The following is a 14,172-nucleotide window of genomic DNA, read 5'->3' as shown; positions in this document are numbered from 1 at the left end:
CTCTACGCATTCACCGTTCGCATGAATGGCCCTTGCCTAGGTGAACTCTCGGCATTCACGGTTATCCGGGCTCTGGCTTCATACAGAACCTGCGACTCTGACGACCTCGTGCTCTGGTGTCTCCCAGGCGCTGCGTTCATGACTCCACACCGCCGGCTCCCGGGCAGTGGGAAGCGCACCCAGGATGCGGTCGTAGCAGCGGCCCGCCGCGGCCAGCGCCACGTCCAGGTCGTACAGGTCTGCGGTCAACGGAGAGTTGCGGGCGGTCTTGGCCCACTGCGTCGCCCACGCCGGGCCCGGGCTCACCAACGTGACCGGCAGCGAGGGCAGGCCGCGCACCCGCCGCTCCCGCTCGACCGCGTCGACGGTGGAGGTGAGATCGATGGGCAGGAACATGCTGATCAGCAGCAGATCCACCAGATCACGGAACCGTCCCGACGCCGCCCCGGCCGCACCGTGCACCTCGTAGAGTGCGCAGATCTTGTCCGCGATCTGATCCGCCAGCGGATACAGCGGGACGCTGGTCTCGGGTGGGAAGTCGTCGGTGTCGACCAGCCGCGGGATCGGGCGGCGTTCGATCTCTCCGACGAGGGTGCGGCGGCTGCCGACCACATCGAGGGAGAAGCTGTCGTACTTTTTGCCGCCGAGGGAGGCGGTGACGGTGACCGTGACCCCCTTGTCGTGGCTGAGCTCGGTGGCCGGGCCGACCTCGAAGCGGAAGTGGTCGAGGTGGTGGTCGCGGACCGCTCGGCGCAGCTCGTCGACCGAGTCCGCGAGGTCGGTGGCGGCGAGGAGGTCGATGTCCTTGCTGTAGCGGGCCTGCGGCAGGCGCACCATCATTCCGATGCCGCCCTTGAGGATCCACCCGTCCGGGTCGGCATCGAAGACGCGGGTGAGGAAGCGGGCGATGACGAATCGGCGGCGCACCAGGGCGATGTTCTGGCCGTGATCGTGGGCGTACCGGTTGAGGCGGTCGGTGATGCTCGCCCGCACTGCCTGCGGGGACCGCGGCAGCGGGCTCACCGGTCGGCCGTCTTCGCCGGCCGAGCCGAGCGGCCCGGCCGTGCCGTCCGATCGGATCCGGTCGTGCTGGTGTCCTCCGCGACCCGGCGGGCGGGAGCGGCCGCCCCGGCGCCGGAGCTGATATGGCCGGCGGCGGATTGCCCGATCGCAACGGAGAGCGACCGCAGCAGCGCGTCCCGCGCCTGCGGTGACTCGGTCATCGCCTTCATCAGGGCGGCGACGTCCAGCTGCCCGGCCTCCGACGCGGCCACCGAAGCGAGGGTGGAAGCGGCGGCGGCAGTGTTCGTGCGGACCAGGTCCGCGACCGCCAGCATGGTGGCCGGCACCCCCGCCTGCGCGATCAGCACCTCCAGGAAACCCTGCCCATCCAGCGCCCGGTGACCGTAGTCGAAGGCATGCGGGGCCAGCACCGCCACCACCTCCGCCACCGTGACCATGCCTCGGGTGAGGGCGTCGCGGACCACCGACGCCAGATGCCCGGCATCGGTACCGGCGGCGGCCAGATCACCGATGGCGCGGACCGGGGTCGTCACCGGCAGCCCGTCGACGAGCTGCCAATCCTCCCGCGACAGCACACCCCGGTGCACGATCACCCCGGGCAGCGACAGCCGGATCCGCCGGGTCGCGGTCAGCTCCACCACATCGGCGTCCAGATCCCCCAGCCCCAGCAGGGCGGCGGCGGTGCGATGCGAGAGCACCCCGGTCGGGACCGGCTGATCCAGCCGCTCCCACACCACCACATCCGGGTCCAGCGCCAGCCACGCCACCCGCTCCTCCAGATGCACATCCTCCGGCATCCGTCCCAGCCGGTACAGCCCATGATGCAGCCGCTCGAGCACCCCTGAATCGACCATCCGCTTGAGCTGCTGCACCGACACCGACGTCACCGCACGCGCCTGCCGGCTGGTCACCACACCCCCCTGCTCAGCAGCCAGCGCCACCACCTGAGCAGCACGACTATCCGATCGCATGACACAATAATACACACTTCACCGAATATTCAGGGCACCTTATGTAACTATCGTGCCAATCTATGTTGACGACGATGCCGTCCAGCGCGGCGACCAGGCCGCGGGCCTGCCAGTACCCGAGGATGCTCAGCGGACGGTCCGCATCGGGACCGTGCCAGCCCCTCTTCTCCCCCGCGTGCACGTGACGAACCAGGACGAACATGCCCACCCCCTCCGCCACCCCGCCGTTCGGTGCGGTTGCCCGGCGTCAGGTGTGATCATCATCGACACTCCGGGGACGGCCGTTCGTCACAGAATTCGTCGCCAGGCCAGTTGTCACCGCACCAGCGGAGCGAGCGCCGTCTGTGAACGCGGGCGGTGCGCGCGGGCGCCGGCGAACAACGAAACCCGCCGCCCACGGAAGGGCACTGTCACGTTAGTTGAAAGGAATAGCGCCGCCATTGGTTTGGAGCGCGTGGCGATATAACACCGTTGGGGTTGTTCACGTTTCAGGAGGAAACCCCGGTCGCGGTGACTTCCCGCCAGACCGCGAATCGGTCGGCCATCTCGGTGCGCCACTCGGGCGCGGTCAGTCGGTGCCGGCGGGGCCGGAAATGCGGTGAAATGCCCGAGAAAGCCGAGAGGAAGCGTTGCGCGTGCCCGGTTGAGGTGAACTGTTTCATCGCCCGCTCCCGCTGTCGGGTCGGCTGATGGGAATTCTCGGCCCGGTTTTTCAAGTACTTGGATCGGCGATGCTCAACCGAGGCCAGCGACTCGCGGAGGGCCACGCTGTAGCTGGTCAGCTTGACCGTAACGATCACCCGCGGCACATATTGCAAGCCCACGAGAAGCTTACGGAAGAATCGTTTGGCGGCGTTGCCGTTTCGGTGCGACTGGAGCAGCACATCGAGCACGTTGCCGTGCTGGTCGACCGCGCGCCACAGGTAGTGCTGGGTGCCGTTTATGCGGATGAAGACCTCGTCGAGGTGCTACTTGTCACCGGGCCGCGTCCGCCGTCGGCGCAGCTGGTTGGCGTAGGCCTGCCCGAACTTGGCACACCACCGCCGGAGCGTCTCGTAGCTGACCAGAACACCGCGTTCGAGCATCATCTCCTCGACTTCACGGAAGCTCAGCGGGAACCGGAAGTACAACCACACGCAGTGGTTGATGATCTCCACCGGGTAGCGGTGGCCCTTGTACGACGGCATTGCTGTGGTCACGCCACTGATCCTCCCAGTTCGCCAAACTCGCCAACGTGACAGTGCCGCCCGCGGCACGCTGCATAACCAGGGGCGGAGGGTGCTTCACCTTGCATCGGGGCAACGGGAAGACGAACACACCGTGCACCGAAAGACAGCGCACTGCCAGTACCGCCTGAAAAACGACAGCGATATCCTGGGAACACGTCGCCGAGAGGTAAATATGCTGACTTCGTCGAATTCCTCGCAGACCGAATGGCCTGACGATGGCCGATGCCGATCCGTTTGAGACCCATCGTGAGGTCAGCCCGTCCGTCACCTCGGAGCTGAGAGCTGCCGGGTTCGACGAGGCCCGGGAGATCGGGCGCGGCGGCTTCGGTGTCGTGTACCGGTGCACGCAAACCTCTCTCGACAGGACTGTCGCAGTGAAGGTGCTCACCAGTGATACTGCGCAGGAGAAGCGGGAGCGATTCGTCCGCGAACAGCGTGCGATGGGCCGCCTTACCGGACACCCGAACATCGTCAACGTGCTCCAGGTCGGCGTCACCGACAGCGGCGCATCCTACATCGTGATGCCGTACTATCCGCAGGGCTCCATGGACGAAGCTATTCGAAGGCATGGTCCTCTCGGCATAAGCGAAGCGCTTCGGCTCGGGGTGAAGCTGGCTGGCGCATTGGAGGCCGCCCACCACCTGGGCATTGTCCACCGCGATGTCAAGCCCGCGAACGTCCTCTTGAGCGACTACGGTGAGCCGGCGCTCACAGATTTCGGGATCGCGCGTATCAGGGGCGGATTCGAGACCGCGACGGGCATCGTCACGGGTTCACCTGCGTTCACGGCGCCCGAGGTTCTCGGCGGCGCTACGCCAAGCCCTGCCTCTGACATCTACGGACTCGCAGCCACCCTGTTCTGCGCAGTTACCGGCCACGCGGCGTTTGAACGTCGTAGTGGCGAACAGTTGGTCGCCCAATTCATCCGTATCACCAACGAGCCAGCACCGGATCTTCGAGATCACGGTATCGCAGACGATCTGGCTGAAGTGATCGAGCAGGCAATGTCAGGTCGCCCTGAGGAAAGGCCACCCACTGCCTTCGCATTCGGTGAGGTTCTCCGCGGCATACTACGTCGGCGGGGTGTCGTCGTCGACGACATGGCGGCCCATCCATCGCACAACACACCCACGAGTGACTCACAGACACTGTCGAATATGGAGGTACCCGCGAGCCCACCCCGTCGAGTGAAGGGGAACCTACCCCAGGAACTGTCCAGCTTCGTTGGTCGCAGACACGAAATCACCGAAGCGAAGAAACTACTCGCATCTTCACATCTGCTGACCCTCGTCGGAATCGGAGGAGTCGGGAAAACACGTCTTGCACTGCGGATTGCGGCGAGTATCCAAGATAGCGTCCCACGGAATGGTGTAGTTCGGATCGGTGAACCATCTGGTTCGTGATCAACGAGTCGTGTTGTAGGTTATGCGGGTTCGAGTTCTGGTGTCAACGATTGTGCCGGTGTCTCGGCGGTTGCGGCGCGTTGTTTGGCAGCGATGACCACTTTGAGTTCGTCCATGCTGACGTCGGAGACGTACCGGCGGGTGACTTGCCACTCGTCGTGCGCTTCGATCACCACCGCCGTCGCCAGACGTAAGAATGCGGCCGGGTTCGGGAAAATTTCGACGACATCGGCTCGTCGTTTGATTTCCTTGTTGAGCCGTTCGATCGGGTTGTTCGACCAGACCTTCTGCCAATGCGCCCTCGGAAACCCTCGAAACGCCAGTACATCCTCCTTCGCTTCGCGCATCATCGACGCCACCTTCGGAAACGACTCAGCCAACGTGTCCGCAACCTGGTCCCATTGCTTGGCAACAGCATCGGGTTCGGTGTGCGCGAAGATCGTCTTGATCGCCGCCATCACCGGCGGCACATGCTTCGACGAGACCACCGATCCCACGTTGCGCATGAAATGAACCCGGCACCGCTGCCAGGAAGCGCCGGTGAACTGCTGGGCTACAGCAGCTTTCAAACCTGCATGCGCATCGGAGATCACCAAATGCACCCCCGACAATCCCCGTGCCCGCAGGCCGACAAGGAACTCGCGCCAGAAGTCGAACGATTCGCTGTCTCCGACCGCGGTGCCGAGCACTTCCCGGGTGCCGTCGATCGAGACCCCGGTGGCCACCACGAGGGCATGAGAGACCACGTGCGCGCCGATCCGGACCTTGCAGTACGTCGCGTCGAGGAAGATGTACGGAAAGCTCGTGTGGGTCAGCGTGCGCTCCCGGAACCGGGCGATTTCGGTGTCCAACCCGGCACAGATTCGTGACACCTGCGATTTCGAGAGCCCCGACTCGACGCCGAGTGCAGCGACGAGGTCGTCGACGTTGCGGGTGGAGACACCGTGGACGTAGGCCTCCATGATCACCGCGTACAGGGCCTGATCGATGCGCCGCCGGCGTTCGAGCAGGCTGGGGAAGAATGACCCTGATCGCAGCTTGGGGATCTGGACTTCGACGTCCCCGCTGGTGGTCGCGACGGTCTTGGGCCGGGTGCCGTTGCGGTAGTTGGTGCGCTCGGCGGTGCGTTCGTAGCGGCCGGCGCCGAGTACCTGGGTGGCTTCGGCGTCGATCAGCGCCTGCAGGCCGGTGCGGATCAGTTCGGCGAACACGCTCGCGGGATCGGCACCCTTGAGTGCATCGAGCTGGGTGATCAGGGCAGAATGGTCGTGGGTCATCGCGTGGTCCTTTGGTCGAGTCACTGTGGTAGGTAACTCGTTCATCACTACGCGATGGCCCACCCATAACTCGGCCACGACACGCCCGAGCTGCGGCTACGCTGCCTCACCGAATTCCCACCACTCCGCGGGACTTACCCAGTATCCAACGAGACTTCGCCGACGGCGTATGGCTCATCGAGCTCGATGAGGTTGTTACCTCGTCTCGATTGATCGACGTGGTTGTGTCCACACTCGGTTTGCGAGACCAAACTGACCGGTCGCTACGCGAGATTCTGGTGGACTTCCTGTCTTCGCGACAACTGTTGCTGATACTGGACAATTGCGAGCAAGTGGTTGACGCCGTGGCGGACCTTGCCACAGCGCTGTTGCGCCTGGTCCCGGGTCTGCGCATCCTCGCGACAAGCCGCGAGTCACTTGCTGTAAGTGGCGAGGTGACGTTGCGTGTTCCCCCACTCACCGTCCCCGATCCCGACCGGGAACCATCGCTGGACGGCTTGCCCCGTTACGATGCCGTGTCGCTGTTCTCTCAGCGGGCTACCGCCGCGGTATCGACGTTCGAGTTGACCGATGCCAACAAATCTGCGGTGGCTCGGATCTGTCACCGGCTTGACGGGTTGCCATTGCCAATTGAATTGGCGGCGGCGCGGCTGCCCGCGATGTCGCCGGAACAGATCTTGCAGCGCCTCTCCGACCGCTATGCGCTGTTGACCCGTGGGACCCGAGGTGCGCCTTCTCGCCAGCAGACGCTCCGATTGTGCATCGACTGGAGCTACGGCCTCTGCACCCCTCGTGAGCAACGGGTATGGGAATGGCTGTCGGTGTTCACCGGAAGCTTTGAACTGGATGCCGCAGAACACGTGTGCGGGCAGAATGCACAGCCGAACGAACTGCTGGATTCAGTGGCCTCCCTCGTCGACAAATCGATTCTGATTCGCGAAGAGCACGGGTTTACAGTACGTTTCAGACTTCTAGAGACTCTGCGCGCGTACGGACGAGAAAAGGCGCGGGAGAAGGGCGACTACCAGGAGTTGCGGCGGAGGCACCGAGATTGGTACCGCCAACTGACCCGCACCGCCGAGGACGAGTTCATCAGCCCTCGTCAGCTCGAGTGGATTGCGCGACTGAGCAGTGACCAACCAAACCTCAGGGACGCTATGGACTTCTGCCTCTCTGAGAACGATGCCGAATCCGGTTTGCAGATCGCGACCCCGTTGTTACAGCTCTGGGGGTCCCACGGTCAGCTCGGTGAGGCCAGACGCTGGCTTGACGAGTTCCTGTCCCGGCGCGGTGAGCACCCGACAACCGCCACTATCAGAGCGCTTTACGCCGACTGCATCATGACCGCGCAACAGGGGGATCACGCGAGAGCTACCGTTCTTTTCGAGCAAGCACGCATCCTCGCCGAGCAGATCACTGATCCGTTGGCGCATGCGATCGTTGACCATACCGACGGCGTCGTCGGGTTGTTCAACGGCGATCTCACACGAGCGGTTTCAGGTCTGGAACGGGCACGGCCGGTGTTCGGACAAGCAGAGAACTACCTCGCTCTGCGGATCGGGTCCTTGGCGTTTCTGGGGTTGGCGTATCAGCTGCTCGACGCAGAACCCACCCGGGCGATGGAGTGTTACGAGGAAGTTCTCGCGATAACAAAAGATCATGGTGAATCCGTCTATCGGTCCTACACACTGTGGGCTATGGCCGTTACACAGTGGCAGCTGGGCGCTCAGAGCTACGCGTTCGTCCTACTCCAAGATGGATTGAGGCTTGCTCGGCTCGTCGACGACCCGGTCGGTTGCGCGAATTGCATCGAAGTCTTCGCATGGATGGCCGCGATCCATGATCCACGGCGGGCCAGTACACTGATGGGAGCCGCGGATGCGCTCGGCCGCGCGGTCGGCAGTCCGTCGGTGTTCGTTCCGAGCCTTCCTGAGTACCACGAAAAATGCGAACGGTCCGCCCGCCAGATGCTCACTGCCCAAGCTTTCGAAGAAGGTTGGCGGCACGGTCGGAGTCTGGACCTCGATGCCGCTGTCTCCTATGCACTCGGCGATCAATCTCCGAAGCGGACGTCTTCAGGTTCCGCCTCGTTGACGAAACGAGAACGGCAGGTTGCGGAACTGATCGCGGATGGCCTCACCAACAAGGCGATTGCCGCCCGGCTGGTTATCGCCCAACGCACCGCGCAAGGACATGTCGAACATATCCTCACCAAACTTGGATTTACCTCGCGGGCACAGGTCGCTGCCTGGGTTGTAGAAGAGCGACAATCGTCGTAGTCACGCTTTGGCCAGTTCGGCAAGCGTGGGCGAGAACGAAACCCAGAACCGCCGTGATGAAACGGATCGAGATTTTCAACGATGGATGCACCGTCGTTTGTCGAGACAACCAGGGCGCGACGAGACACGAGGCTCGACACCGCATGCTCTTCCGTAGGCACGCACTCACAAACGTCTGTTCGGATGGTGATCGATGATGTTTCGGCTGGCGATCTCCTCAAGAAGGCTCCGCTCGTCCGCCGGCACCTGCCATCGGACGTGCACCGTCTGGAGGAGTCGTCTAATGATGTGGTAGAACTTCGCTGGGCTCATGCCGAACCCGACGAAAATGTCGCCCGGATGGGCCCCGCCGTAGGGTGCCCAGATCCGGGCGAATTCAAGCATGGCTCGATGGTCATTGGTCACGGCATCTCCTGAAGGAGACTCCGACCTGCCGAGCGCGCTGGTGGCCAGCCACGTACCCGAATGGCGTGCACGGATCCAACTGTCTGACAGTCTCCTGGGTTCGACGTACGGGGGCGGCGGATACGGAATCTGACGACATTGACCATGTGTACGGCCAGCCAGTGATTCAGCGGACCGCTGATGCGGGAGCCGACCGGAGTTGGTTTCGCAGGATTTTGCCGGCCGCTGATTTGGGTACCGCGTCGATGAATTCGACTCGACGCACTCGCTTGTGGGGGGAGACTCGTGCGTCGACGAAGTTGAGCACGTCTGCTTCAGTCAGTTCGGTGTTGGGGTGCCTGACGACGAACGCCTTCGGTATTTCTTCACCGTTCTCGTCGAGGACCCCGATGACGGCGGCATCGGCGATCATTGAGTGCCGCAACAGGAGCGCTTCGAGCTCGGCAGGCGGGACCTGGTAGCCCTTGTACTTGATGAGTTCTTTGAGGCGGTCGACGATCGTGATGACGCCGTCGGCGTCGACGGTCGCGAGGTCACCGGTGTGGAGAAATCCCTCGGCGTCGACCGTCTCGGCGGTGGCATCGGGATTCGCAAGATATCCGACCATGACATTGGGACCCCTGACCCATAGTTCGCCGGGAGCGCTGATTCCGATGTCCGGTTGATCGATCTCGGCACCGGTGTTCGGATCGACAAGCTTATTCTCTGTGTTCGGCAGGGGAAGACCCACCGAACTGAGGGCGATGTCGTCGGCGTAGGGGTGGGTGGGGATAGCGTGGCTGACTGGGCTCAACTCGCTCATCCCGTAGCCCTGGCGCACCCGACATTTCAGGCGGTCGGCAACTTTGTGTGCGAGGTCCTCGCTTAGTGATGCGGCGCCGGAGAATACGGTGTGCACGCTCGACAGGTCGTACTCATCCACGACCGGCTCTTTGGCGAGCGCGAGTGCGATGGGCGGCGCAACGAACAGGTAAGTGCATTTGTGGGTCGCTACCGTCCCGAGCGCTTTCGAGAGGTCGAATCTCGGCATCGTGACGATGGTGGCGCGCGCATGCAATGCAGCGTTGAGTAGGACGGTAAGACCGTAGATGTGGAAGAACGGCAGCACGGCGAGGAGTGAGTCGTCGCGTTCGATGCGCGCGAGGGGTTGTAGTTGGCTGATGTTCGCGACGAGGTTGCGGTGGGTGAGCATGACCCCTTTGGGGCTACCGGTTGTCCCTGAGGAGTAGGGCAGGACCGCAAGGTGGGTGGCGGGATCGATACTGATTTCCGGCGCCGACCGCTGTTCGGTAAGGAAGGTCCGCACCGAGAGGACCGACCCGTCGGCGGTATCGTCGAGCAGGACGAGGTTCGTTTCGGCGATACCCGCCGATACGGCTGCCTGACGGGCTTGGGGGAGCAACGCGGTGGTGGTGAACAGGAATTTCGTGTTTGAGTCATGCAACTGCGTGGCGATGTCCTCGGCCGTGTAGAGCGCGTTGATCGTCGTCGCCGTTCCGCCCGCGCGCAGAATGCCGTGAAGCGCCGACGCAAATGCGGGAGTGTTCGGTGACAGCACGCCAACTACGTCGCCGGATCTGAGGCCGCGAAAAGCCAGGGCACCGGCGATTGCGTTAACCTGGTCGATGAGTTCTCGGTAGGTCGTTACCGAGTTCGTCTCACCATCCACGAGGGCCGGCTTAGCCGCATCGTCGGTGTCGACTCGTCCGAAGAGATAGTCATACACCGACACATCGGGAATTTCGACGTCAGGGAAGGGACTCTGGATAACCACAGTGGCAACTTTCGAGTTGTGCGGCGGCAAGGAGAAGTGCAGAAGGCTTTGGTGTCGTTGAAACACCGGGGCTCGGTTAGCGGGCCGAAGATCAGCGGGTGTCCGGCGTAGGCGGTGTCGAGCGTCCCGAACCACCCACAATGACAAGTATTAGGAGTGCAGAGCAACCGTCGACAGGTCCGGTTCTGCGGCGAGTGCATCGGTGACCTCGCTGGTGGCGCGGTACGCAGCGCGGATAGCACCCTCCATGTAGCCATTGAATACGTCGGATGTTTCGGTGCCAGCGAAATGCAGCCGGCCTTCGCTCCTACGGATGCAATGCCAGGAATCGAGAATCGTCCCGGGGCGGTTCGGCGACATGCATCCCGATACCCACGGTTCGTTGCGCCAAAGGTGTTCGGTGTAGTCGATGGCGTTGGGCGCGGATACGCCGAATGCGTGATGGATGTGTGCTTCGACTACGCGAGCGCGCTGCTCGGGTGTCGCCGGAAGGAACTTCTCGAGTCGCCGCGGACTAGCGAAGCCGACGAGTATTCCCGGTCCTGAGCTGTCGACGGGGGCGTTATCGAGGACTGCTCCGACTGGGCTGCAATAGTCAGAGATGATTTGCCCATTGAAGCCGAGGTCACGCCAGAAGGGGTCCTCGAAGGCGATGGCGAACTTCATCCCAGCACCCATGCACCACCGACTGTTGAGTGCACTTCGCGCGGGCGGAAGCGCAGGTTCAATGTGCATGCGCGCAATCTCTCGTGGCGAGCAGGCGAGAATCGCCTGGCGGGCAACGATTTTTGTGCCTCCGGCCGTGACTAGGCGAACATACTGTTCGTTCTGTTCGATGCGAACGACCGGAGTGTTCAGGCGCAGTCGGTCCTCGAGCATGTCCCCGACACACAGTGGAATTTGTTGTGTACCCCCGGAGACACGAGATTCGAGGGTACCGCCGGTCTGTTCGTGCCATCCTCCGGCAGCCTCGATGAAGTAGGCATACCACAGTGCTGATACGTCTTCGCCTGGGCCGGTGATGGCGCTCTCGACGCGACCACTGATGTAGTCGAGCGTCTTTCGGTCGGTGATGCCGATCCTTCGGGCCCATTCGATGACAGTCATCGAGTCGAGCTGCTTTGCGTCTGGATGCGTCCACGGCGCAGTGAGATCCAAGGACGATCCGACCTTGGTGAGGGCATCGGCGAACAGTTCGAGTGCGTTGTCATGCTCTGTTGAGATGGGTGAGACGATACGTCCCTCTTGGTTGATCGGGACGAGGGGGAGGTCGAACGCGGTGAGAAGCCCGCGCAGTGCGGTCTGTGTTGGTCCGACGAATTGAGCTCCGGCATCTACGGTTACGCCGGCCAGGCTCATATTTCGGACTCGGCCACCGGGCTGGTCGGAGGCCTCGAGGACGACGATGTCTTCGACGCCACACTGCAGCAAATCGTAGGCCGCGGCGGATCCCGATATTCCTGCGCCGACGATGGCAACCTCTGCTGCGATATCTGCGGATGCGAGTGAGTTCACCTTATTGCTCCTATACGCCATTTTGTCGATTCCGTGTATCCCGATCAATGTCCGAACGGGATGGAAGGCGGCACTGCAAGCGGCTTGTTCGTCTTCGTAATCATTTTGGGGTGGCCACATCTGTGCTGGTCAATGCATAAGCGCCTACGGGGAAGAATTCTCCGTGCGAGATCGCGGTAGGAGGCGCTCCGAGACCGGACGTGGTCGCTTCATATTGTCATGATGCAACGCAATGCCCGAACAAGTCTTTCCGATGGCGGCAGATTCAATCGACAAGGTGGCCCATACCGGAAAGGCATCCGTCGGCAGGGCGAGGCAGACCTGGTCAAACTCCGGCACGGGCGGAGCGGCGATCGCGCCGCCACACGGGCCTCCCCGGTCCCACAGATGACGCTTCTGGTCCGCCGCCGGCGCTTCTGGCCGCGTCGGATACCGCCGACGCTCGGTACATCAACCCGATTCAGCACGATGGCGCCCCGCCGAGTTGTTGGCTCGGGCAAGCGATGAGGTGGCTGACGTTGTTGTTGACCATCACTATTTTCGCTTCCTTGTCAGTTGGTGGAAGCGATCGAGGTTCCCGCAATCCGTGGTAGATACCATGGGTGCTCCGATGTGGCTGAACAGCTGACCCAGCGGCGGACCGTGCCGGGCGCGCACCACGGCGATTCCGAACGGCCCTTGATGGTGCGATCGCCGGCAGGGACAGTGCCCTATGAAACGTGCCGAGGCCTCTGGTCTGCCGCGGCAATGCCGCCGAACTGGTAGTAGTGGCACAGGACTTCCGGTTCGGTGGCGATGCCCGGGACTACTTGGCCGGCATCGATAGCCAGTGATCAGATCTCGATCAGCCGCTCGATGCGGCGCGAGAATCCTGCGAGTACGGCCGCAGCGACCACGCCCAGCACACCCACCAAGCAGAAGAAGTATCCGGTCGGAATTTTGGTGAACAGTTCACCGAGCGCACCGTAAATCGTCGCTCCGGCACCGAGAGTGAGGATCTGCAACGCCACCATCTGCGATGCGAATCGCTGCGGTGCGATTCGTGTCGCTAGTGACAATCCAATCGGGCCGACGAGAACCTCCGAGACACCGGCGACGATCAGACATGCCGCCACGAAGAATGGCGATACCGTTCGTCCAGGCCACAGTTCCGTGAGAATCAGCATGAAGAACGCAATGGACGTCACGGAGATACCGATGACGTACTTCGTTGTCGTTCGTGCGAGTCCGAGACGACTCGACTTGAACACGGACGCCATCAGTGGCGCTGCGACGATCAGTGCAACCGCTCCGACCACCGACAACCATGCCTCGGGCACGTGCCATCCGCCGACATCGAGATTGACTCGTTCGGTGATCAGCAGCGGAACGGTAGTGAAGATCTGACCGCTCAGTCCGAAGAACACCGACGCCGCGATCCACATCGGAACGTACCCGCGCACCCTCCGCTTCTCTGCGGGTGTCGCGTCTGCGGAACGGAGGATTCGAGTGATGCTAGCGATAAACACCACGACGATCACGGCACCGATCACAAAGTTGATATTGCTACCGCGGACCAAGCCGGATACGGCAGCGATCACGACGATGACGCACGTGAGCGCAACGCCGACAATCAAATAGCCGAGATGCGCACGTCCAATCGGATTCTTCACAATGCCAGATTCCGCGGGAAGCGAACGCATGGTCGTCACATATTGCGCAAGCGCGGCCGCCATCCCGAGAATGGCGAGGCCAAATGCGACGTGGAACCCCCACCGACTCTGGGTGAATCCGACACACACCATTCCAGCAACCGAACCGATGGCGAGCGCCATGTAGAAGTACGAGAAGCCTGCGTCGCGGTCCTCTTGGGTCCTGTTGTTGTACAGAATGCCCACCGTGGCAGTGATCGAGGTCTTGAGCCCCCCAGTGCCGAGAGAGACCATCGTCAGCCCCGCGATGAGACCAGCGATGCCAGGAACGAACGCGAGCGCGATATGCCCGAGCATGATCACCGTCCCGCCGATCACGACCATGGTCCGCGGAGAAAAGACACGATCAGCGAGCCAGGCGCCGGGCAGTTGGGCGAGATAGACGCACCCTCCGTAGGCGCCGACAATACCCACCGCCGTGGCCGGCTCCAACGCCAGACCTCCGTCAGCGACCGAATAGAGCAGGTAAAATGTCAAGATTGACTGCAGACCGTAGAAGCTGAAACGCTCCCACACCTCAGTGAGTGAAAGACTCCAGAGGCCGGTCGGGCGGCCGGTTATGAGGTTGTCGGCCTCAGCGCGGTGGTTCAGTTCGGCGGTCATTC

Annotated in this window: 8 protein-coding genes and 2 pseudogenes; 2 read left to right on the top strand and 8 right to left on the bottom strand. The window is 62.6% G+C overall.

The features are described 5' to 3' along the window. Positions 1-78: 78 nt before the first annotated feature. The 3 genes and pseudogenes from WKC72_RS41360 to WKC72_RS41350 all read right to left on the bottom strand — a co-directional run bounded on the left by WKC72_RS41360 (position 79) and on the right by WKC72_RS41350 (position 3,181). The gene (locus WKC72_RS41360; RefSeq protein ID WP_370185102.1) at positions 79-1,023 is read right to left on the bottom strand and encodes a nucleotidyl transferase AbiEii/AbiGii toxin family protein; all 945 of its coding nucleotides are present in this window, start codon (positions 1,021-1,023) and stop codon (positions 79-81) included. Continuing rightward, positions 1,020-1,994 carry a type IV toxin-antitoxin system AbiEi family antitoxin domain-containing protein gene (locus tag WKC72_RS41355; RefSeq protein ID WP_370185100.1) on the bottom strand — a complete coding sequence of 325 codons (975 nt, stop codon included), beginning with the start codon at positions 1,992-1,994 and terminating at the stop codon, positions 1,020-1,022. Before WKC72_RS41355 ends, WKC72_RS41360 begins: the two co-directional genes overlap by 4 nt. A 488-nt stretch (positions 1,995-2,482) precedes the next feature. Further along, positions 2,483-3,181 (bottom strand): annotated as a pseudogene (locus WKC72_RS41350) (IS6 family transposase). A 257-nt stretch (positions 3,182-3,438) separates the two neighbouring features. Here WKC72_RS41350 and WKC72_RS41345 point away from each other — a divergent pair. Further along, positions 3,439-4,572 (top strand): annotated as a pseudogene (locus WKC72_RS41345) (serine/threonine-protein kinase); the annotation flags it as partial. 74 nt (positions 4,573-4,646) lie between these two features. Here the strand turns inward: WKC72_RS41345 and WKC72_RS41340 are convergent. Then, entirely contained in the window at positions 4,647-5,903 is a 1,257-nt protein-coding gene (locus WKC72_RS41340; protein WP_370180023.1) for an IS256 family transposase, read from the bottom strand. Between the two features lie 218 nt (positions 5,904-6,121). On the opposite strand from WKC72_RS41340, the gene WKC72_RS41335 reads away from it, so the two are divergent. Further along, the gene (locus WKC72_RS41335) at positions 6,122-8,182 is read left to right on the top strand and encodes a LuxR C-terminal-related transcriptional regulator (protein WP_370185557.1); all 2,061 of its coding nucleotides are present in this window, start codon (positions 6,122-6,124) and stop codon (positions 8,180-8,182) included. 165 nt (positions 8,183-8,347) lie between these two features. Here WKC72_RS41335 and WKC72_RS41330 read toward each other — a convergent pair whose 3' ends face one another. From WKC72_RS41330 to WKC72_RS41315, 4 genes are all read right to left on the bottom strand, one after another. Further along, a complete protein-coding gene (locus WKC72_RS41330; protein WP_370185098.1) occupies positions 8,348-8,587 on the bottom strand; it encodes a DUF3263 domain-containing protein in 240 nt (79 codons plus the stop codon). A 166-nt stretch (positions 8,588-8,753) separates the two neighbouring features. Next, a complete protein-coding gene (locus WKC72_RS41325) occupies positions 8,754-10,361 on the bottom strand; it encodes an AMP-binding protein (RefSeq protein WP_370185096.1) in 1,608 nt (535 codons plus the stop codon). Positions 10,362-10,511: 150 nt separating this feature from the next. Further along, positions 10,512-11,876 carry a flavin monoamine oxidase family protein gene (locus tag WKC72_RS41320; protein WP_370185095.1) on the bottom strand — a complete coding sequence of 455 codons (1,365 nt, stop codon included), beginning with the start codon at positions 11,874-11,876 and terminating at the stop codon, positions 10,512-10,514. Between the two features lie 833 nt (positions 11,877-12,709). Beyond that, on the bottom strand, positions 12,710-14,170 hold the full coding sequence (locus tag WKC72_RS41315) for a peptide MFS transporter (protein WP_370185093.1): 1,461 nt from the start codon (positions 14,168-14,170) through the stop codon (positions 12,710-12,712). Positions 14,171-14,172: the final 2 nt, after the last annotated feature.

This window comes from Rhodococcus wratislaviensis, assembly GCF_041228765.1.
GTDB lineage: Bacteria > Actinomycetota > Actinomycetes > Mycobacteriales > Mycobacteriaceae > Rhodococcus_F > Rhodococcus_F wratislaviensis.
The sequence above is the reverse complement of the archived record's forward strand: the minus strand, read 5'-3'. Positions and strand labels throughout refer to the sequence as shown.